We start from the raw sequence: 21029 nt of genomic DNA, 5'->3' as shown, positions 1-21029 counted from the left end.
GGCGAATTCCACCTTGATTATCGCTCCTTAATATTTAGATGCGTTCGCCCTGCATAGTTAACCTATCTAGGCTGGGTTTTAGTATTACAGTCCCGTCTAACACCAGAGCAATGTTATTCAATGATGGCAGTGTTGCGTTAGTGCATGAAGCTGACTACAGGTTTTTATACTGTTTTCATAACAAGAAAATAATGGGTGGTAGAGGATTGTATTTCTTGCATATTTATCGTGCCGACCGTCCCGATCCTTATAGTCGCTTCTCACATTCTGTTGAACTACGCCCTGGCATTTATGTTGCCCATAAAATGTCAGATGATAATGAATTTTTTGTTACTCTACGCGTCAGAACTAAGAAGGGTTCATTCGATATAGAAAGTGCTGGAAATGGCAGCAGAGGTCTTAGTCAAGAATACCTTACTGAGCTTGCCCAATCTATTGACATTCACTAACTTAAAAAGTGGGGAAGTAAATCACTCCCCCACCAAAAAGCGTTTTAACTATACGATTAAAATCATACCAATAGATGTCTCATTAACATCCAATTGCAAACCTGTCGCTAATTGGACACAGCCAACACAACAGTAGGACATCAATAGGATTAGATTACCAGCTCCACATATGTGTGGAGCTCAGGTCACAAGGGGTTTTCCTTAAACATCAGGAATACCTTTAATAACCCGTTCTTCTACTATTTGGGTTGTGCTACAAAATTGGCTAGGCTCGTTATATAGATAAGAAATTAAATCATCATTTATGTCGAACTTAACGAGTTACTGCCAAGACGGTTTAGAAATCTTCATTGATAATGCAACAGGTGAGAGCTTCGCTAGCATTAACGGTTACGCCCGTATGTCAGGTAGAGATAAAAGTACCATCTCACGTAGATTAGAGGGTGTTGCACCAGAGTTAGTAAAAAAGGCTGAAGTCCTTACAGCAGGTGGATTACAAGGTGTTGCATTAATTAGTGAAGACATTAAAGCCCTCTTGGTTACTGAAAGTGTAGTACAAACCCGTAGTTTAAACGCAAAAACCCCTACACAGTAGAGGTTTGGTTGTGTTACAATGTTAGTAACAGCATAAATGAAGGGTGCGCCAACATCCCTCAGATATGAAATCTTTAATTCTTTTATTTTCTTTTTACCGATCATGACTAGCTTATCACAATTTTCCCAGTCTTTAGCAATCGATATCTACGAGTCTCAAGAACCCTTCCCTGTAAGTTTTGATGATGCTTGGCAGTGGTTGGGTTATAGCAGAAAGGATAGTGCTAAGAGAAACTTTGATGGATGTGGATTTATTGAAGATGTAGATTACCAGCTCCACACTTCTGTGGGATCTGTCAACCACAGTACTTTCAGCCCTCAAGCCTTAGCTGCAGCCGCTAGAAAAGAAGATATCTATATCACCGCCGAGTGCCTGAAGCAGTGGGGGATGATGAGCGGCACCGAACAGGGTAAACAGATCAGATTGTACTTCTTAAAGTGCGAACGTATAGCCAAGCGGTCTGTAGCTCAGCCTCCAGCCCAACCCCAACTACCTACCAACTATATAGCCGCTTTAGAAGCCCTTTTACTTGCTGAAAAGGAAAAGATTGCCCTGTCATCCAAAACAGAGGAACAAGCCCTCGTCATTTCACAGCTAGAGCCTAAAGCGCAAGCGGCTGATGTTTTAGCGGGAGGAAATGGTAATTACTCTATGCAGGAAGCTGCCCAGCTAATAAATGTCCCCAACATGGGGAGAACTAACTTATTTACTTTCCTGAAGAAAAACGGCTTCCTCATTGATACCTATCATGCTTATCAAAAGTATCTCGACATGGGAGTCTTCTCGATTAGAACTTATTTGAATGAGTATGGTCGCCCAAAAACCCAAGTACTAGTTACACCTAAAGGCATCCAGTATTTAATCAAAAAGCTTGAAGAACACGGTTATACATCAGCTAAATTGCAAGGAGTTTAATACATGATTACCCCAACGACTAGCATTCGCATTCCCTCTGACCTTCGAGAAGAGTTCGATTCAGTTAGAGAGAAACTAGGTATCAACCAAACAGACGCTCTTTTACAAGCCATTCAAACCTGGGTTTTTATAAACAACAAAGGAGAATCACATGAATAAATTAAACATTTTGCTTTTTACAATCGTCGGTGCTCTTATTGCCTTTAACGTCTTTGCCTTCCTAGGAACAAACCAATCCGAATCTGATGATTACATCAGAACCCGCTTAGAACTTCAGAAATAACAAATTGCCTCTAGCTCGTTGCTAGAGGTTTCCCATTTACACCTTTAGGACAATACAATGACTACACAATTACACGCGCCTGGTCACATTCGAGAAGCATTCTTACATTGGTTAGATGAATGCGTTAACTATCCTCAGTCCATTGATGATGTCTTCGATCTTGATGGTGAAGAATTTAGTTCTAAGTTGATTGTAGAGATGCTCTCTGAGTGTAATGATATCTTGCCTGGTGCATACTGCTCACAGCTAGATATTCCGCAGGGTTCTACATATGCCCTGGCTTGCAAAGACATTCAAAATTGGTTTGATAGAGTCCGTTAATGCTTACCTCTGCATTTGATCAGTTATTCAAATATAAAAGAAGCCAAAAAGGTACATTTTATGCCCTTTTTGGCTTCTTTTCTATATAAAAGGTAGATATGATAGTTGTATAGCCGATTGAATACTTATTACCCTACAAACAACGTCTCATTACCAACCTGTTAATAATCGGACATAACCAACACACCAATCGGATAGGAATCAGACATGAGATGAATACACCTCCCCAAATAGAAATAGGAGATGCTATTGAGCAGCTCTTAAGTAGAGAAGAAGTAGCCCAGTTACTAGGAACAAATAAAAGACGCTTATTTGATTATTTAGACACTGCTTCTCTCTTCATCCCTCGGTTCAAAAGATTCAGATCAACGAATGGCGGTGTAAGCCGCAAAGCAATGCTATCAAACTGGGATGTTGAACCCCTAAAAAAGATCCAACATATCTATAAAAAGTTTGGTGATCCAGGCAAAGCTAGAACATACATTGCAGAACATCCACAAGAGTTTAATTAATAGGAGAAAAAATAATGTTAGTTAAAGAAGGCGCAGAATATTTAGGTATCCCCACAGGTCAACTACTTGACCAGTTAAAGATAAAGTTCCCTGGAGAGAAGATTACCGCTAACTCTGAACTCCCAGAAAGTTTTATTGAACAAATAGAATCCTTCGCCAATAACATACAGGATGCCTCAGCTTCTAATCAGCCTAAACCCACTGCTGCTGGGGGCATGGGTATGGCTCTGGCTAAAGATTCGGTTGAAGCTATCACCAATGTTAAATCCACTTCTGTCTCCATTTCAGAGTGCGTTCGTCAAGCTCTAGAAGATTCAGAGCTCGTCCTGGCTATTCAACAAGGTTTCCGCGATGCCCTAGTCATTGAAGATGCTTATCAATCTGCTAAGGCTCAAGCAATAGATGCAATGGTTGAATCCCGCTCACAGGCTGTTGAGCAGGAACTTGAAAGAGTAAAAGCTGAAAGGGAATCATTCTTGGTTGATCGCGCTGAACGGGAGCAGCAACGCCTGGGGGAGTGGGTACGCAAACGGGAAGAATCTCGTATGCGATTACAACGAGTTCACGAAGAACTAGCCGCTCTCAGAAATCTTTTTTAGTTGAGCACTTAAAGAGACATTGGATGATGTATGGAATAGCTACCACATTCATTGCCCTTGTCTCCTCCTCTCATGGGGATAGGGAGATTAATAGAAGAAACGATACATATTTACAGAGCATGATCGCAAACAATAACCTGAAGAGAAACGAACAGCTAGCTACCCAAGAATACTCTAAAGAGTTAGCTGAGATAGCTAACCAGAGATACCAGGACGGTTGTCTACGAATTGGTGGTTATCTTCAAAGTGGCAAACCAATTATTAAAGATGGTAAGCAACTCCCGGCAGGTGTTACTGTCTGCGATCGCCACGGTAATACAGGTGTTTTAGTCCCTGCTGACTTTGATGGAGATGGTCGAGTCAATGCTGTTGCTGGCAAGATAGCCTTCACAGGTTCCCCACCCGTTGACATTGAAGAGAAACCAACATACACGAGGTTAGCGAGATGAGTGAAAGACAAAGAAAAGCGCCTCAACCTTTTTCGGCTGAGGCTCTTGTAAAAACACTTTTTTGGTTGTGTATTATTGCCATTGTATACGCTTGCTACACTAATATCCTGCCCTATGTAGCATTTGTTAAGTTGAGGGTGGGAAACAACTTCTTAGCGAATCTACCTTTCGTTGGTTGGTTTTTTAATATCTTTTCAGTTTCTACAATCATAGGTATTGTGTTCTGGGCTATCCTGCAAATTATGCAGTTGCTTCCTATAAGTTTAAAAGCTGACAGAAAGCTTATTAGAGTGATGATTAGAGAGGCAGAAAACCACCCCCAACTCAGAGGTAATAGAGAAGACTCTGGGGCTTTGGTAGGACTTAAAAAAGTGTGGAATGAGCTCCCATTGAAATCTATAAAGTGGGCTCGTAGATGTGCTTACGTTGCCTACACTATCGATTTTATTGCTTGCATTCACGCCTTCCCTCCCGTTAATGGGGGTTTAGACAGGTTCTTCTACGTTATCTCTACCAGACAGTTCGACAAGATTAACTTAGGTAACGTGATATCTCTTATCATCACAGTCTATTTAGTTGAAGCCCTGGTTATTATAGCCCTACAGTTACAAGAGTTTATTTACTATCACAAACTATCTCGGAGCGAGGTTTAATATGCAAGATTTAGAACAATTACAGTGGAAAGAAACTGCATACGAAGCTAATGATTGGGATACACAAATCTTTGTAGGTGGTGCATTAGCTGCTACAACATTCTTAACTTACTTCACCTCTTCTCTCCCAGCCGGCCTCCTGGCTGGAGGATGCTTATGGTTCTATGGTCTTCGTAAGACAGATGAGATTAGCTTTCGTGATGATTTAATAAATAGAGGTGTTGTTGCCCACGTTCTTAAAGAAGAAGACTTGCGAAAGTATGAAGCTCGCTATGGCTTGGAATCTGTGCTTAATCAAGTTCAGACCGCACTAAATGAAGGGCATAGAACCTCTTCTCACTCTGAGGATTTACTAAATACTTATACACCTCATGTGAATGAAGTTAATGAAGTTGATGACACTGCTTGGGTGCAAAACCTCATTAAACAAACAGCTCTCGTGTGGGGAAATATGGGTGGGGGCAAATCGTGGTTAACTCGCTACGTCGTTAAGATGAAGAAAGATGCAGGCTACCGTGTTGTTGTCCTTGACCCTGATGGTAATAAATCCTCATGGAGTGGTGTTGAAAGTTATCATGAATGGGAAGACATTGAAGCTCAAATCAGGGCTTATGTAGAGGAACTTGAGAAAAGACTTAGTGATTTTATTAAATCAGATAAGACAGAGGAAGAGTGGCAGGCAGGACTTCAACCCTTTGCCCTAATCTGTGAGGAAGCTACTACCTATGGTGACTTCATCAAAGACAAAGCATTACTTGAGAAGTTTGGTAAGCTGGCCCTAACTAAGTCCCGCAAACCTTTAATGCCTCTAACTGTGGTAGCTCACAACAATACCCAGACCTGCCTGTTTGGTATTAAAGGACTCTACAATCTCGTCTCTAAGATGTTACAGGTTGAGTGCCTAGCTGAAGTTGATAGAAATACCTTACAACCTCGGTCTACAGGTACTGCACTAGTTAAGCTCGATTCCAGTAATGAGAAGATTCTAAAAACGTTACCTAAGATGACCGAGAAGATAATAAAGTTCTAATGCTAATTACAATAAACCATAAAAAAGAACCGCCTAACTTTAGGCGGTTTATTATTATATATCCCTCGTCATCACTTCCATATAGTTAGCATCGAATGGTGTAACTCCTAGCTCTTTCTCTTCCTGTTTAATATCTATTAGAATAAGTCTGTACTCGGCAACTGTTGTGTTTTCCGTTATTCTTTGCCTTAATACAAGGTCTCTAATTGCTATCTCTTTTAAAAACATTCTATCTTCTAGACTTAGATTTAGCATCCCACACCTCATCCATTAAAGTAGTAAACCTACTCTAATGGATTGTGGGGACACTACTCAATTACCTTCTTTGCACGGCTGGGTGGATTAAATAAAATCTTCAGTTCCTGGGCTGTGTTTAGCCACGCCTGCTTCTCATAGGGATTCGTGTAGCTCCACACTTCAGCGTGGATTTCCTTATCACATCCACTGCGCTGGCTGTTATAAATTGCAAAGAGTTCACAAGCTAGTTCGTCTAAAGATAGATTCATTTTTTCTTACCTATAAATAATTGTATTAATTTACCAGCCCTTCGTAATGATGGTATCTCCATCACTATCTGTAGCCCCAACTGTGGCTATACTCTGACCGTTTATAGTAATAGTTGACGCGTTTGTAAAGTTAATAGAGGCACCACTAAGGTTTATTGTCCAGTTACCACTTATGCGGTTTGTACCATCAAAGCCTAGCTCTATAAAATTGTTGATGCCTGCCTGGAGTCTCAAGTAGCGTGAGGCAAATAACGTAAGGTCTTGCAGTGCCTGCATATCAATTGACTGCTGGCTATCTACTGTAAAGTCACCCTCGCAGTTGTTGGTTATGCTGTCAGCCTCTAATGTAGAAGCACCAGCAACCTGCGTTGTGTCATCCCCTGGAATAGTCTCCGCACGATCATTAAGTGCATCTCCTTTGCTTATGGCTGGATTAGTATCATTCACAAGCTGGAGGTAGTATGCGTTAGATTCCAATCCATCCGCATAGAAGACAAGAACTGTCTGGCCTAGCTCTGGCATGGGTGGATCATACTGAGGAAATGGAGTCAATCTCCTTATCCAATCTGATTGCACCTGCGGGTTGCTTGCTGTGCTTACTTTGATGCGGCGGCGGTTCTCTGGATCGAGAACATCAACCACCACGGCCAAAGTCGGGTAGGGTACTCTGCCTTGCTGGTCTATAGCAATTTGTGATGCCTTTTGCGATTGTAGAAGGATGTCAAATAGGGTCATTTACCTTTGTCATAAAGGGATTATATTCAGAGCCTAACCATAATGAATATCTAACTCAAACATATGTCTGTTTAGTTAGGTATGAACCTGCGGGGGTTTAAGTCACTACCGTTCTTACGTACTTCCCAGTGAAGATGATTGCCACGCGAAGCCCCTGAATTACCCACCTCACCTATCTTCTGCCCTTGACTCACTGTCTGTCCATTAACTACATTCACCTTAGATAAGTGGGCATATCTAGTCAGCCATCCTCCACCGTGGTCTATGTTAACTACGTTTCCATACCCATTTAGCTGGTTTAAACTTGTGCCAAAACCGGCAAACGTAACAGTGCCACTAGCCGCAGCTACTATAGGTGTGCCAGCCGCCGCCCCATAATCTATTCCTTGATGGCTGGGTCGTCTTGGGTTCTCTGTTCTGTGCTTAGAAGTAATAACACCCGTTGTAGGTCGGATAAACTTGGGGGCATCAGTATCGAAAGGAACGCCAGGTAAATTACTGTTTGTGGTAGGTGACTCATTGATATCTGAGGAAGGATATTTATTCTTTAACGGACTGTATAGACTAACGTCTGTGGTCAAACCACCGTCTTGGTAACTGTGCTTTACACTCTCCACAACCCAGAAGCGGTCAGCCGTGATACTAACTCCCTTTGTCTGGAATGGGCTATCGGGAGTGATGAGCAAAGCTTGTTCTGTTGTTGGGAAGTTTGCCCCCGCCTTTATACCTTTGATACGCCGTTCATTCTCTTTTCGTTGACTATCTGCTGATGCTGTTGTACCATCTGTTCTTGGTTTTGGTGTAGGCAGAGCACTACCTGAGATAACAGCCACTGTATCATCCCCCAGCCCTGCACTAGATTCCTTCTTAGTTTGTCGAACCTTGCCAGTGTCTGGGTTTATCTCGTATTTAATTACGCCTGTCGTGCCTTTATTGCCAGGGTCTGAACTTCTTGCACCACCCGCACTGTCAGACTCAGCATCGTGACTTATCTCAAAGCTTGTGCCCATGTTCACGCCGTACTCAAGTACAAACGTATTAGGGTTTACTATCTTCTCCCGTGGCTCGATGGTTAGGGTTGCACCTTTTGTATGAACACGATAACCAATCCGCCGCGCCTCAGCTAATAGGAACTCATAATCATTCAGCCCACGCTGTGGGAAATATTCATAGTATGGCCCTTGCTCACTCATCACCAAAGTCATGCCATAAGCAACACATATCTTGGTGGCAAGTTTCTTGAAGGTCATCTTTTGGTAAACAGTGTTCTTAAGTCGTTGGGTCATTACCCAACTCGCTGCCTGTCCACGAAACTCAAGTAAGTCTGGGTCAAACAGACTAAACCTTAAGCCCGTGTGGATGAAACTGTAGGCTGCGATCGTCGTGCCATTAAAACCCAACTCAAAGGTTATCTGTGAACCAATTAGTGTTCTAGCCGTTCCCTGACTTACTTTTGATGTGACCTTAGCAGTTACCAGAGACTTAACAGCTCCAGCTTGTGGTGTTGAAGATGTTGCTGGCGTGTTTGCTATCTCTTTTCTCTGTTGTATCGACTCTGCGGAGTCCCTCTGCTGCTTTGTAGCTTCTACATCAGAAGAAGTAACTGTACCTGGCTGTAACCACTCAATCTTTACGCTGGCTATCCCTGGTGCAGCACCGTGAGTTAGTTCACTCCAGGCGCCAGGAGTTAAGTCAATCTTTCTTGTAGGGTGTTCTCTAAGCGGTCTAGCTGCTCTACCATTAACTACAGCAAACGGTCCACGGTCAACAATCTTAACAATAATAGACTTACTATTAGCTAGGTTTGTGACCCGCATGGAGGCATACTTATATTTTGTGCTTACCATTGCGGCAAACATTCCATTCCACTGGATGCGATCGCCATAAGCACCTATCTGACCGCCCTGTGTTGCCTCACCGTAGCCATAGGTGCTTGCTTCAACATTCTCATATAAAATTTGCCCAACTAGTGAGTCATTACCAGGATCTTCTGGACTGCTTACTACTTCCCTTAAATCCTCTGCTGTAGGATTACTTAATGGGCTTAACCCATCCACCGATTCTATATAAGCTAAGAATTTATCCAGTAACTTTCTATCTGGATCACGAACCGAGAATGTGCAATTACTTTGCAGATTACCTTCCCCTAACTCCAGGGCAGCAGACACTAGCCTACCATCACCTATGATAAATTCTTCAGCTTTTAGTGAACCGACAGTGCCTAGTGTTATCTTTACGTAGGGAGAGAGTAGGTTAAGGCTGGTCATATTATAAAATCCAGTTTGCAAGATTCCATACCTCATCCACAGAGTTTGAAGCATTTGGTAACTTCTTCGCCAATGGTGAGAGGTCTAAGTCTTTAATTAGTTTGGTTGTGTCCACACCTAGGGTTTTGGCTATGCTCCGCAATTCCCTACTAACTGCTATTTCAGTCAATCGTGCCTTTACATCCTTTTGGGTGCTCGCCAGTATCTCGGCTTGTCTCTTATCTAAAAGTTTTTTAAGTTCTTCCCGGTCAGGTATCTTTATGTTCTTCCCGACTGGTAAGTCATCAAATATATCAAGTTCATTAATCTGGGCAATCTCACGCCACTGAGAGTAGGTTTTAAGATACTTATTTGCTACGCGGACTAAGGTATCACCTTTCTTTAATTGCACTATCATTTTATCGTTCGCCCAGCGTCTGTGAACTTGCCGTTTTTGTATGTTCCTATCACACCTATAACTTTATTCTTTGAGTCCAGAAAACTCACTACACCACTAGTTGAGGTAGATAGTTTAAAACTATTTGATCTAACCAGTTGTGATGTACTTGTGCTTAAGGTTTTGATATTAGCTCGTAGCCAGGCACCAGCTTTTGTACTTGCCTCAGCTTTCTGTCTTTCAGTTAGTGGTAGTTCTTTAGATGCCGCAGCCGCTATACGTTCTTGTGGTGTATCTGCTTTGCTGATAGGTGGAACTTCTAGTAACTTAAGGTTCACCTTTGCACTGGCAACCTCACCACCCAACCACGCTGTCTCCACCCAACTCAGTTCCGTGATAACAGCCAACCCAAACTTGTTGCTACCCCAGGTAAATGTCACAGGACTTGGTGCATACTTACCCTTTGCGGGGTCTGCTCGCATTAACCCCATAAGCGCGTCCAGTTGAGGTTTAACTGACTTACCCCTACTCCACGCCTCCAGTATCAAATTATATAACTCTAGGGTCTGCCCCGATGTGTATTGATAGCTCTGCGAAGGCAAGTATGTTAATGCTGCAACACTTTCCTTATAGGAAGCTCGCAAGTTTATTGCTTTGGATTCTGGATTAAATAAAAATGTATATACAGTGTTGCCTAGATTATCTACAAGATAGGCGTAAGCCGTGTCATTGCGAGCTACTCTAGGCAATTGAGAAATTATTCTTTCGTTTGGCATATAAAAAAAGGGTGACTAGCACCCTACCCTATTACGTGGCAAGACTAGCAACGCGGCTCTGAGCAAATGCTGCATATTCTCTTTCAATATGCTTCACTAAGTCTCTAGCAATTGCCTGAGTATCAGTAGCAGCAGTGTGGATTGTTATATTTCCTATCGTCAACCCACCTCTATTAGACAGCAGGGCACGTTGTTGACTCTGGGTAAGTATTGCTTCGGAACTGTTTGCTATGACTGGTACAGTGCCTGCGGGTGACTGTCTTTTCTCTTTTAGGTATGCGGATAGTAAACCAGCATTACCCTCAGCGAAGTTAGGTACTATTGGCAGGTTAAATACACCACCAATTGCATTCTTAATAAATCCACCGGCTACACTCTGAACCTGGGGATTATTTACTACAGGGATTTGTTTGATGCTATTAGTTATATTGTCAAAGAAACTTTTAACAGCATCAATGACTTGATTAATACCTTTACCAACGACAGAACCCATCACTTCAAACCCTGTCATCATCGGGTTATACACCCCTATCTTAATAGCAGCTTGTGCAAAACTCCCCCAGTTTATAGAAGATATAAAAGCACCTAACCCTGTGAAGATTCCCATGACCAGTTTTGACACAAGAGTGTTAACCTGGCTGAAGTCCACAGTCTTTATATATTCAAATACTTCATTAAATATTGATGCTAGTCCCTTCCCTATTGCACCACCTAATAAGTTCCAGTCAATACTATTAAGTGACTTCATTAGTTGGTTTGAGAGATTGCCCGCCGCAGCACCCAATCCATTTATATTGAAAATTCTACCAAACAGAAACTTAAGGTCATTTATAAGTTTTGCCTGCTTTGCCTCAGACCCCATAGCAAGTTCTGAAAGCTGTCTGAAGTTGCGACCGGAGACTAGACTATCTCCTATACTTAAAAAGTTATTAAGAACATCTCTTAAGTAACGAATCTTAGAGTTGACGCCAAGAATAATGCCACGAAGAGCAAGCATCGGGTCTATAGCTTTAAATCCTAGTGCTTTTAGAGTGCCACCGATCGCACCAAGTAAACCGTTATCACCAATCAGTGCTGCCAGTCCTTCTTGTATGGCATCTAGTACAGACTGACTACCTTTCATCTTGTCGTCTAGATCACGCATGAATCCAAACAAACCAGTCTGAGGATCAAACAAGTTGCTTACAAATCCTGCTGTTAGACCTGCTATCGATTTGCTCTGAGCATTTAATACTTCCTGGGGGATACTTGCTGCTCTTTTAAATATCTCTAGACGCTGCTCTGTGGTTAGTTTCTTAACATCACCGCCTAGCTTTTCTATGTCAGCTAGCAATGAGTTCCGAAAGGTTGTGTTCTTCTGGAAGAAATCAAGCTGTGAAAGTTCCCCCATACTTGATGTACCGCCTAGGAACTTGGATAGAGCCATTGCAGCATTTGTACTACTTACCTTAGCCTGTTGGGCCAGCAGTGTGCCGTAAGTAGACACTGACTGTAGTTCAGCTTGTAGCTTCTTTGGATCTATAGCACCGTTAGCTTCACGAATTGCTGGAATAACATCATCTGCGATCGCCTTACCAAAGTCTACATAATCACTAGTAGCACCAGGTAGACTGGCAGCCACCTTACTCATTCTGATTGAGAACTCATCAATGAATGCCGTGGCTTGTTCAAAGTTCTGTCCGGTAAGTTTCATCAGATTACCAGCCACGCTGATATTCTCTGTCTGAATACTAACTGACTGGGATAATCCTTCTGACAGTTTACCTACTAGACCTGTAACTGCTGAGATACCAGCCTCTAGTCCTTTAATCATCAAACCAGAATTAAATGATGCCTTTTGAAAGGCACCACCCAATCTGTTCTCGATTTGATTGACTAGATTTGATACAACAGGGCCTGCTTGGTTGTTGGCTTGTAGGGTAATAACTACTGTGTTGGCTGCCAATCTACTCCCTCCGCCCAATCAGGCTTATCTTGTTTCTTTAAATCCAGCCAAGTGTATGCGTGATATAGAGCCTCGGTTAACTCCATATTCAGCAACCTGTAATAAGTTTCTGAGAGATATTCCCCACTCACAGTCATAAGCAACTGTAGTAGGTACTTAAGGGTTATTGCTGGCAGGCTTTGCACCTGAATTACCAGTTGCTCGCTTTGCCATATGCTCAAAGAAATCTCGAAAGCATTCAAGGGCTTTTACCACCCTCTCGCAATCTTCAAAGTCAATGTCTATGATTTTATCGAAAGATATTTTAGTAGCCTCCCCATACTTAATAGTGCAGAGGGAGGCTAGTTTTAAAGTAGTAAAGGCGCTGGTTTTATATTCCGGCTCAACGCTGGACAACCAACTTTCTATCAATAACATCTGTCTGGTCTTAGGCTTTTCCAGTATAACAGGTGTGCCATCTGATAAGTTAAAACTTACCGTACCTGCCTCATCGTCATACTGCACTTCAAAGGTTTTAGCCTCAACCACCACGGGCTGAGGTTCTGCTGCTACTACTACTCTTCTTGCCACGATAGTTACCTATTTATATTCAACTTGCTCCACGCGGAACTCAATAGTGAGCGCTACAGTTTGTGCTCCATCTCCGGTATCCACGTTCTCTGCACAAGTGAAGGAGACTAAATCACATCCGGTAAACTCCCAGGCTTTGCTACCTCGAAAGAAGTTTGCTTCATTACCTGTAGATGTTTTCTTTACTGGTCGTGCCCTGAAGGAAAACTTTGTACCATCTTCTTTAGTCTTTAGGAAGTCAAGTACAACTTGGTCACGTTCAGGGTCATGGGCTTTGCTGATAGTTACATTCTGATAGCTCTTAACACCACCCTCTGTATAGCGTTTGGTGTTTGATAAACCATCATTGAACTCAGCACCTGTGCGGGTGAACTTCACACCAGAGAATGTGGTGAAGTAAACAGGAGTGCCATTGCTGGACAAACCCTCAACTGTTAAAAGATAATCGCTGTTAGCTATCGGTGAAATTGCGTCAAGTCTCATTTACTTACCCTAGTGGTGTGGTTGTGGTTTGTGCTTGGTTTAGAGGAAGACTACCAATGGAAATTTTCACGGTGTTAATAAGTAATTTCTCTAGTGCAGGGGCAGTCACAGCGTAGACTTCCATAATCACCTGCCCATTACTTAACAAGGCTGGGGTGTTATTTTCAAAGTCACACTTAACTTCAAATGCCTCAACTGGTGTTGCACCAAACAAAGCTTTACCACGCCACAGTGACTCAAGTGCTGCATTGGCTGTCTGACTCATAGCGTTTAGCAGGATGCCAAAGCCGTCAATTGCACTGAATAGGAAGTTATCAAATCCTCGGCGCAACGTGCCATTAATCGTGTTCATGATCACGCGCTGGGAAACCTGCTTATAAAGGTCATCACTTGAACGGGTACGCATACCCCAAATCACAATACCTTTATTGCGTAGGTTTCTAATACAGTTGATACCGCTAGGGTTTAACGTATCTTGAATCTGTCCGTTAACTTTGAAGGCAACGTCAGTTACACCAAGAATTGGATACTGGGCACCTGCGGGTGGTTCCTGGAAACCCTGCTCTTTATATCGCAGTGTAGCTACACCAGCAACAGCCGCAGACGGTGGAACAGTTACAGTCTCCAAGTCTATGAGGTATGGATAATAGAAAGCTAAGTGACCTTGTGGACTGGAATACAGTTCACCCTCTGTTTTGGCTTGTGCAGGCGTTAAGTCTGGACCAGGGTCAATTAATGTAACCCAATCGAATGCGTCATCACTGGCTAGAGCCTGCATAGCATTACCAACAGCCAGGCGATCGCTCTGTACTGTTAGAGTTTTGAAAGCTTCAGGTGCAATAATGAAACCCTGTTCCCATCCATCATCAGCATCAAAGCTATTCTCAATTGCTGCTACATAATCAGCAGAGACAGGAGTAGATGGAGTTGCAACAGCTTGGGTTAGGTTAGCAGTCGTAGCGACTAAAGTAAAAGTAACGCCAGGGACTTTAGCTCGAACGTAAATCTTGGAGGTACTACTACCAGGAGTTGCTAATACTGCACTAGAGACAGTAGCATTGGCGTTAATTGCAGCCAGAAGACCATCTGCAACAGTAATTAAAGTAGGTGTAGGTGATGCCGGGGCTGTGTAAGTTACTGCAACACCATTGATGGTTGCTGTGTATGCTCCAGCCGCAGCTGAGGCAATTGTGATCTCATTGCGTTGTGCAATCTGGGTACGTACAAAATAGAGGATACCGCGTCTGTTGTTGCGGAAGAAAAGTTTTACTTCATCTGTGCTGGGGCTTGCACCAAACACATTACTAAAGTCAGCTAGACTTGTTACTTGTGTAGGGGTATTAAAACTACCAGAGGCGCCAGAACCGATCATGTAGACTGTGCTGTGACTGGCAATTTCTAGATTGCGATATCCTTGGCTTGATTCTACCAAGCGGACACCTGGGCTTAGAAAATTAGAGAACGCGTTAACCATTTAATTAAGGGGTAATATTTATAGTTGTGTCTAGCTCATGGGTACTAAATCCCTGCTCTGCTTTGTTAACCTCAATAGTTAAACCATTCACTACAGCAGGTGGTCCAAAGTCAAAGTAACCAGGTGAGATAAGGTCTGATACATCAGCTAATTCAGTTATCCGAAACTCTGCATCAAAGCTGAAGTTTGCACTTAGCAGCCAGTCCTTAGTTTCATCTTCTGTTCTTGCGATCGTTACTGGGTCGGGTTCCTGGAATGGTACAAACTGGATTAAGTCTGGATGTGGTTTCTTTATCAAGGCGAGCGCCTGGATATTACACACAACACCCTCAACAGCTTTAAAGGGAAGGGTATCAATAGGTTGATTACCATTAAATATCCATGTAATGCGGTAAGGGAAGCGAGCGCTCGCCTTGACACCATTGAATCCATCCCTTACAGAGAAATACTCCTGCAGGGGAAGTTCTATTGCAGTGTTAGCAAATATATTGAACCCACCACGGTTGTAGTAAAGCGTATCTGGGTAATCTATATCCCAACGATAGATAGGAATACTTTCATCTATATATGTTCTTATAGCCGTTCTAGCTATGTCTAGATTCATCGCCTGTCAGCCTCCTGCCTTAACACCAGCAACCATCTAGTCGGGTCGTTGTCACTCAGATATATAAGGTTATGGAAGTAACCGTTTAAGGTTTTAGTTGTTGGGTTTGTGTAGATGATCGCCCCGTCTGGCGTTAGAGGTGGGTCAACCATAAACATAGTTTTAGTGATGCCATGTGCCAGGAAAAAACTCTTGTTATATGTGCGGGGGATTTCCACCTGCAGGTCGCTAGCAGTAATAAATATCTGGTCTACACCTTCACTAGCTACCTGTAGGTTAACAAGACGGGGGGATACGTTAGTGATGTATGGTCTTGGGTTTATAAGGGAGTCGGAGATGGTGGAAGTCCGGGCAGTATGATTATTAGTTATCTGCCGTACAAGCAAGTTCCTGCGCTGCGGAATCCCTAACCTTGCCTCCAGTTCCCCTACCTTAGACTCAACCAAAGCCAGCTTTTCATAAAGTGTCATATATCCGCCCCAGCTCTTCTTTTAACTTCTTCTCAGCTTGCGGTATGGATTTACCCAACAGGTTGACCCGCCGGCTTACAATTCCTGCATACGGGACGCTATTACTCATAGATAACTCCTGGCGCTGCGGTGTAACTTTCCACCCTGCCTGCATAGCTCCAGTACGCACAGGCGTTGCGAGTTTAATGTGGTTTAAAGCCCAATCACTGGTTTTGCTAATGGCTTTCTCTACCATCTTTTGGGTTATATCTCGCTCGAAGATTCTACCCTTGGTCTGGACACTGTAGGAAAGCATTGGTTTACCAGTAGTTAACAGCTTTAGTAATAGTGGGGAAATACTTATCTCGAATCACGGTGATACCAAGGACATACCCTAGCTCCCTGACTAGGTTGTAGCCAGAGAGTTTAAGTTGCTTCGTGTGATATGCGTAATTAAGTCTTGTCCCTCGTGATTCAGCTACATAGTTATCTGCCCTTACCTCCACAAGCTGTCGGTCGATAGCATCTAGCTCAGTTAGGATGGCGAGCGCCCTATCAATTACAGCTTGTGTCTGTGGAGCTTCCAACTGAGTGCGGGTGAGATTGGAGACTTGAGCATAGCCAGTGACTAACTCAATTAACTCTATTTCATCCATTGAGAGGTAAGACATAAATCTAGGTGATATCAGCTAACTGGGCTAGTGCCTTAGCACGATTGAATACTTGTAACTGGGGCTTGACGTAAACAACGTAGCGTTCAGCGTCTGGGTTAGCTGCGGGTATCTGCCCAATCGCAAACTGCATACCCTGCTGGCTGCTGGTGTTGTTCTGTGCGTAGGTGTATAAATACAAGTCACGCTCATCAACAAAGAACAGACGGTTAGCAGGTGCGTAAGGGTCTTGAATGATAGGGCGACCAGCAAAAGCCACGCCAGTGTATCCTAAGTCAGCAGTCTGAGTAGGAATAGCAGCAGGCTGGATATTTGCTTGGGCAGCAAACAGTGCTTTGTAGGTAGCTACGATTTCAGGAGTGGTATAGATAGCACTAAAGTTACCACCTTTACGATAGATACCTGTCTCCGTTGCTGTGAGCAAAGCTAAGGAAAGAGCGCGGTTAGTACCTGCGTTTGCATTAATGAAGCTTGTCCATCTGGTGTAAGTTGTCCCAGAAATGTTTGCGTAGGTAGTTGCTGTTTGAGCAGTTTGTAAACCAAAAACCCCACCTGTTGCATCACTACCAGTACCAGTGTAGATATCAGTTTGTAGCTTCTCTAAACAAATACGAACACCAGAACGAATATCAGCAGCAAACAAATCACGTAGAGCACCTCTACCAGCAGTGCGTGCTTCTGCAATTAGTTCTTTCTGAATAGTGAAAGAGTGACGGATGCGGCTCTCACCAATAGGTAAGGTAGCAGGTACATAATCGTCATCACTGAAAGTAGTAACATCTGCTGTGGTTGCTTCGCCAACTGCGGTTGCACCACCTGCGTTGATGTTCCACTTAAGTTGTCGTTGGGAGATGGTGCGCTTTTGCAGGCGAGACACCATTGGGTACATATCCAAAGGAGTCTGAGCCACTTCCTCTTGTACGAGGAGCATCAAAGCATCAACAGGGGAAACGATAGTTGCCATATTTTAATTAGCTATAAGCTTCAAATAGTAGGTCTTCAGATTTCTTTGTTTGGTTAGCTGGGGGAGGATTTGGATTCTTTGTTTCCTCAGCACCGCTACCATTCACACCAGAAGCAGGCATGAACAACTTACCGTCCTCAGACTTCAGGAAATCACTCAGCACAGTGTTTAGTGGCTTTACGCCTACTGCTGGAGATTCTACATACCACACGCCGTTATCTTGCTTTAGGTATTCACCATACTCATTAGCCATTAGCTTCTGGAGGATACCAGGGCTGAGTGCTTTAAGTGAGCCAATAGCCTCTGCGATCGCTGACCGCTTGAGAGCATTAGAGGCTTCCTTATCTTTAGCTTCTAGAGCAGTCTGCATATCAGAGAGTTGCTGCTTCAGAGACTTAAGAGTTAGGGACTCCTTCTGGTCTTCCTCTTGGGCGGGCTGAGCGGGCTGTGATAGTTTCTTAATCTCTTTGGTAAGGCTGGAGGCTAAACCTTGGTTGGCTGTGACTATCTCTGTCTTGATTTCTGATCTAAAGGATTCTAGTTGTTGATTAACTAGAGCCGTAATTTCTTCTGGTGTCATTATTTTTAATTCCTAACAATAGGTATCCGGCTTTAACCCTTCCGGTTCAGGGTATCTAGTTTATGGCTTAGCTAGTTGCCTTCTATATAAATAGAAAATGACAATTCTCTCGCACGCGCCTACGCGTAGTTACTATACAGTTACTAATAACGCTTCGCTGGGTCTGCTTCTGCTTTCTTGCTCCTTCTTCTTTCTCTGCCTCCTTTTGGGTGGCCGCCTCGGTCTTGGTTCTGTTTGTTTTGTTTCCTGGCTTTGGTTTTCCCCTGGTCTTCCCTTTCTTCCCTTGTCTCTGGTGTGGGGGTGGTAAGATATGAATTAGCACCCATTCATTCAAAGCCTTACTGTATAAGGGTTTAAGTACGTTTTCGTTTTGCGTAATGGGAGACTAAAAAAACCCCTATTTCAACCCCCCTCTAGCATCTGATTTATCTCATCAGCCACCATCTGCTGCTGCTCCGCACTTAAGTTACCAACTAACAAAGAGATGATTTGAGCGTATGTCAACTTGTATGCTGTGGGGGGTAAGTTGGCTCTTAACGTGGTAAAGTCCACGCCAGTTAACTCCACAACTTTTGAGATAAGACTTTCTAGAGTGTCATTCTCGAAGTTAGCTAGACCTGTCACCGATATGCCTTCAGGGTTTGCAAGTCCAGCAGACTTAGACACAAGATATAGAACCTGCTGATAAACCTGGCAGAGCATAGCGCCATACTCACGCAGTATTGCCTCCTGCTTAACAAAGTCCATTGCTTTTGATTCACCGCTTTGCTGTACAGCAGACTGGGTTATAGATCCACCACCCAGGCTTACTAGTTCACGTACCTCTTCCTTGATAGACCGCAGCGTCTCGTTTATGTGTCCAATAATTGTACCCTGCGGTTCATTCCACTCAAACTTCTCCAATTCAAGGACGTGCTGTAGACCTGTTTTAATGGGTTCTACTTCTGTAAAGGTTTCGCTTAAGTCACCGTCTGGTAGTAAAGTCTTCTTGTACGTGCGCTGGAAGTATGCCAGTGTCAGCATATCGTGGCGGGTATGTTCCGTCTTGAGATGTTCAAGGGCTTTAGGGTATGCCAGGTCAGCCACCCATAGGTTATCAGGTAACTCCCATTTAATAACCGGGATGCTGTCTAACCCATGCACCACCTCAGACTGCAATGAAATAACTGTTTCATCATTAACAGCTTCACCATTAACCTTCTCAATCTTGCCGTGTTTATCTAGTTCAACAACGGCTGCATAGGTAGCAACCGAGCGCTCGTCAATAAACTTCCAAGTAACTATTATCTGTGGCTCTTGGGTAGGTACAGGTTGTGTCTTGTTTTGCTGTCTAACTTTAATCCACCGCAGCTTGTTGTCTTCATACCAGTCTGTAACCTGAAAAGGTGAATAGCACACTACGTATGGTCTTAAACCAAGTAGCTGCTCCTGCGCTCTGTTAATGGGTTGAACTTCAGACCGGGACTTATCTATATGTAGATAGCACTTCTTGAACTTAAGAGCTTCACGGAATATATGGGAGATTAATTCTTTCTCAGACCTGCCGTTAAACCCAGTATCTTCTCGAAAGGATGACCAGAATACATCATCATCATCAATGCCGGAGACAGCTATGGAAGCATTGCTAACTCTACTCACCTGCTGATTTATAGCACTGCCAAGGATGTTGAGGTAATTAAACTTAGTTAACCTTATTTCGTATACATCTGGTTCTTCACCAGGACGCTTTGGCAGGAATAGCTCTAGGTTCTTCTCTAGTTGGTGTCCGCCTTTAGTTAGTAAGTCAATGCGACGCAGGGCATTAATAGACGCGGCATAGTCATCATGAACTGTTTCGAGATATTTAAACTTAAGAGTAGCTGGGTAGGTCATAAATACTTTTTCTGTAGGGCTGTGTATAAGGAAGAACAGGCATACCTAAAACTGTCGATGAGATGGTCTTCTTGTCCCTCAGCAGGTTGGTTAAGAATAGTTCCATCTTTATCCTGCTTGCGGTGGTAGCTTTGGAACTGGTTGATTAGTGGCTTCTGATTACTGTTTATATATAGGTTGTCCTGATAGAAAAGGGAGTTAATAATCTGGCAGCCCTCTACAACACCTACAGCCCGTCTGTCAACGGCTACAGCCTTCTCCATACCCCGTAGGCTGTGTTTCCTGCCATACTCACGAGCTGCTTTGATACTGGCTGGTCTATCATCTGGTAGGTATGAACGGAAAACGTTATATTTCCGGCAGAAATCCGCCATCTTATTCAGGAACTCGTCTTGAACTATTGCCTGCCCTGTTGTGTTCAACCAGCTATCAACTATATAGAACTTCTGATAGTCTTTGGATAAGCCAACCACTATGATGGCTGGGTTTATATCACCCCAGTCAATACCCAGGTAGTAGGTAAGTTCTTGCGGGATATGTTCTATAAGGTGTCTATCTTCTAGACAATCGAATATCTGACCATCAAAGTCTTCAAAGCTGGCACGAAATTCCTGGTTATAAACCTTTGGTGGGAGATTACGTTTAGCCTCGCGTAGCTTGGCTTTAGGGAAGAATGGGTTGTCTTTTGTGGTGAAGTGGTAGTAACTCCACTCAGGTGCAGCGATCGCATCAAGGTGGAAATTGTATAAAGGATGTGCCTTGCCTTTTGGTGTACAAGTTAATAGTGAGGAACTGTCAGGTGTATCAGCCAGGGCAGGCAGAATAACATACTGCCAGACAGCACCTTTAATATCTTGGAATTCATCAGCACCACAGAAGTAAATCTTTAACCCCCGTAGCAGGGCGAACGCATCTAAATATTAAGGAGCGATAATCAAGGTGGAATTCGCC

The 21029-nt window shown here is 43.3% G+C and carries 29 protein-coding genes; 10 read left to right on the top strand and 19 right to left on the bottom strand.

Features of this window, described 5'->3' with window-relative positions; all coding sequences use genetic code 11:
* Positions 1-110 precede the first annotated feature (110 nt).
* From ACM0OR_RS24600 to ACM0OR_RS24555, 10 genes are all read left to right on the top strand, one after another.
* The gene (locus ACM0OR_RS24600) at positions 111-449 is read left to right on the top strand and encodes a hypothetical protein (protein ID WP_414579127.1); all 339 of its coding nucleotides are present in this window, start codon (positions 111-113) and stop codon (positions 447-449) included.
* Positions 450-753: 304 nt separating this feature from the next.
* On the top strand, positions 754-1044 hold the full coding sequence (locus ACM0OR_RS24595; protein ID WP_414579126.1) for a hypothetical protein: 291 nt from the start codon (positions 754-756) through the stop codon (positions 1042-1044).
* Positions 1045-1146: 102 nt separating this feature from the next.
* Positions 1147-1959: a phage antirepressor KilAC domain-containing protein gene (locus ACM0OR_RS24590; RefSeq protein WP_414579125.1), complete on the top strand. Its 813-nt coding sequence runs from the start codon at positions 1147-1149 to the stop codon at positions 1957-1959.
* Between the two features lie 3 nt (positions 1960-1962).
* Positions 1963-2118, top strand: coding sequence for a hypothetical protein (locus tag ACM0OR_RS24585; protein WP_414579124.1), 156 nt, complete (start codon positions 1963-1965; stop codon positions 2116-2118).
* A gap of 181 nt (positions 2119-2299) precedes the next feature.
* Positions 2300-2563, top strand: a complete 264-nt coding sequence (locus ACM0OR_RS24580) for a hypothetical protein (RefSeq protein WP_414579123.1) — start codon at positions 2300-2302, stop codon at positions 2561-2563.
* 212 nt (positions 2564-2775) lie between these two features.
* Positions 2776-3075, top strand: a complete 300-nt coding sequence (locus ACM0OR_RS24575; RefSeq protein ID WP_414579122.1) for a hypothetical protein — start codon at positions 2776-2778, stop codon at positions 3073-3075.
* 14 nt (positions 3076-3089) lie between these two features.
* A complete protein-coding gene (locus ACM0OR_RS24570; RefSeq protein ID WP_414579121.1) occupies positions 3090-3674 on the top strand; it encodes a hypothetical protein in 585 nt (194 codons plus the stop codon).
* A gap of 119 nt (positions 3675-3793) precedes the next feature.
* Positions 3794-4123: a hypothetical protein gene (locus ACM0OR_RS24565; RefSeq protein ID WP_414579120.1), complete on the top strand. Its 330-nt coding sequence runs from the start codon at positions 3794-3796 to the stop codon at positions 4121-4123.
* Positions 4120-4776, top strand: a complete 657-nt coding sequence (locus ACM0OR_RS24560) for a hypothetical protein (RefSeq protein WP_414579119.1) — start codon at positions 4120-4122, stop codon at positions 4774-4776. The genes ACM0OR_RS24565 and ACM0OR_RS24560 overlap by 4 nt, the downstream gene beginning before the upstream one ends.
* Position 4777: 1 nt before the next feature.
* Entirely contained in the window at positions 4778-5806 is a 1029-nt protein-coding gene (locus tag ACM0OR_RS24555) for a hypothetical protein (protein ID WP_414579118.1), read from the top strand.
* Positions 5807-6114: 308 nt separating this feature from the next.
* On the opposite strand, the gene ACM0OR_RS24550 is transcribed toward ACM0OR_RS24555, so the two are convergent.
* The 19 genes from ACM0OR_RS24550 to ACM0OR_RS24460 form a co-directional block, all read right to left on the bottom strand.
* A complete protein-coding gene (locus tag ACM0OR_RS24550; RefSeq protein ID WP_414579117.1) occupies positions 6115-6312 on the bottom strand; it encodes a hypothetical protein in 198 nt (65 codons plus the stop codon).
* Positions 6313-6342: 30 nt separating this feature from the next.
* Entirely contained in the window at positions 6343-7047 is a 705-nt protein-coding gene (locus tag ACM0OR_RS24545; RefSeq protein ID WP_414579116.1) for a phage baseplate assembly protein V, read from the bottom strand.
* 71 nt (positions 7048-7118) lie between these two features.
* A complete protein-coding gene (locus ACM0OR_RS24540) occupies positions 7119-9314 on the bottom strand; it encodes a peptidoglycan DD-metalloendopeptidase family protein (protein ID WP_414579115.1) in 2196 nt (731 codons plus the stop codon).
* Position 9315: 1 nt separating this feature from the next.
* Positions 9316-9711 carry a LysM peptidoglycan-binding domain-containing protein gene (locus tag ACM0OR_RS24535; protein ID WP_414579114.1) on the bottom strand — a complete coding sequence of 132 codons (396 nt, stop codon included), beginning with the start codon at positions 9709-9711 and terminating at the stop codon, positions 9316-9318.
* A complete protein-coding gene (locus ACM0OR_RS24530; protein WP_414579113.1) occupies positions 9708-10466 on the bottom strand; it encodes a hypothetical protein in 759 nt (252 codons plus the stop codon). The genes ACM0OR_RS24535 and ACM0OR_RS24530 overlap by 4 nt, the downstream gene beginning before the upstream one ends.
* A 31-nt stretch (positions 10467-10497) precedes the next feature.
* A complete protein-coding gene (locus ACM0OR_RS24525) occupies positions 10498-12411 on the bottom strand; it encodes a hypothetical protein (RefSeq protein WP_414579112.1) in 1914 nt (637 codons plus the stop codon).
* Complete coding sequence (locus ACM0OR_RS24520; protein ID WP_414579111.1) at positions 12393-12548, bottom strand: hypothetical protein; 156 nt, start codon at positions 12546-12548, stop codon at positions 12393-12395. Before ACM0OR_RS24520 ends, ACM0OR_RS24525 begins: the two co-directional genes overlap by 19 nt.
* 19 nt (positions 12549-12567) lie before the next feature.
* Positions 12568-12981 (bottom strand): hypothetical protein, encoded by a 414-nt coding sequence (locus ACM0OR_RS24515; protein WP_414579110.1) that lies wholly within the window; start codon positions 12979-12981, stop codon positions 12568-12570.
* Between the two features lie 9 nt (positions 12982-12990).
* A complete protein-coding gene (locus tag ACM0OR_RS24510; RefSeq protein ID WP_414579109.1) occupies positions 12991-13464 on the bottom strand; it encodes a hypothetical protein in 474 nt (157 codons plus the stop codon).
* 4 nt (positions 13465-13468) lie between these two features.
* A complete protein-coding gene (locus ACM0OR_RS24505; RefSeq protein ID WP_414579108.1) occupies positions 13469-14938 on the bottom strand; it encodes a phage tail sheath subtilisin-like domain-containing protein in 1470 nt (489 codons plus the stop codon).
* 4 nt (positions 14939-14942) lie between these two features.
* Positions 14943-15542 carry a hypothetical protein gene (locus ACM0OR_RS24500; protein WP_414579107.1) on the bottom strand — a complete coding sequence of 200 codons (600 nt, stop codon included), beginning with the start codon at positions 15540-15542 and terminating at the stop codon, positions 14943-14945.
* Positions 15539-15988: a hypothetical protein gene (locus ACM0OR_RS24495; RefSeq protein ID WP_414579106.1), complete on the bottom strand. Its 450-nt coding sequence runs from the start codon at positions 15986-15988 to the stop codon at positions 15539-15541. Before ACM0OR_RS24495 ends, ACM0OR_RS24500 begins: the two co-directional genes overlap by 4 nt.
* A gap of 10 nt (positions 15989-15998) precedes the next feature.
* A complete protein-coding gene (locus ACM0OR_RS24490) occupies positions 15999-16247 on the bottom strand; it encodes a hypothetical protein (RefSeq protein ID WP_414579105.1) in 249 nt (82 codons plus the stop codon).
* Between the two features lie 64 nt (positions 16248-16311).
* The gene (locus ACM0OR_RS24485; RefSeq protein ID WP_414579104.1) at positions 16312-16662 is read right to left on the bottom strand and encodes a hypothetical protein; all 351 of its coding nucleotides are present in this window, start codon (positions 16660-16662) and stop codon (positions 16312-16314) included.
* A gap of 4 nt (positions 16663-16666) precedes the next feature.
* Entirely contained in the window at positions 16667-17626 is a 960-nt protein-coding gene (locus ACM0OR_RS24480; protein ID WP_414579103.1) for a phage major capsid protein, read from the bottom strand.
* 7 nt (positions 17627-17633) lie between these two features.
* The gene (locus ACM0OR_RS24475; RefSeq protein ID WP_414579102.1) at positions 17634-18206 is read right to left on the bottom strand and encodes a hypothetical protein; all 573 of its coding nucleotides are present in this window, start codon (positions 18204-18206) and stop codon (positions 17634-17636) included.
* 143 nt (positions 18207-18349) lie between these two features.
* Positions 18350-18532, bottom strand: a complete 183-nt coding sequence (locus tag ACM0OR_RS24470; protein ID WP_414579101.1) for a hypothetical protein — start codon at positions 18530-18532, stop codon at positions 18350-18352.
* Positions 18533-18608: 76 nt separating this feature from the next.
* A complete protein-coding gene (locus ACM0OR_RS24465) occupies positions 18609-20078 on the bottom strand; it encodes a hypothetical protein (RefSeq protein ID WP_414579100.1) in 1470 nt (489 codons plus the stop codon).
* Positions 20075-20452: a hypothetical protein gene (locus ACM0OR_RS24460; RefSeq protein ID WP_414579099.1), complete on the bottom strand. Its 378-nt coding sequence runs from the start codon at positions 20450-20452 to the stop codon at positions 20075-20077. Before ACM0OR_RS24460 ends, ACM0OR_RS24465 begins: the two co-directional genes overlap by 4 nt.
* Positions 20453-21029 lie beyond the last annotated feature (577 nt).

The sequence above is a fragment of the Anabaena sp. CCY 9402-a genome, from assembly GCF_963920945.1.
Taxonomy (GTDB): domain Bacteria; phylum Cyanobacteriota; class Cyanobacteriia; order Cyanobacteriales; family Nostocaceae; genus Trichormus; species Trichormus minutissimus.
This window is presented reverse-complemented; position numbering and strand designations above follow the sequence as displayed.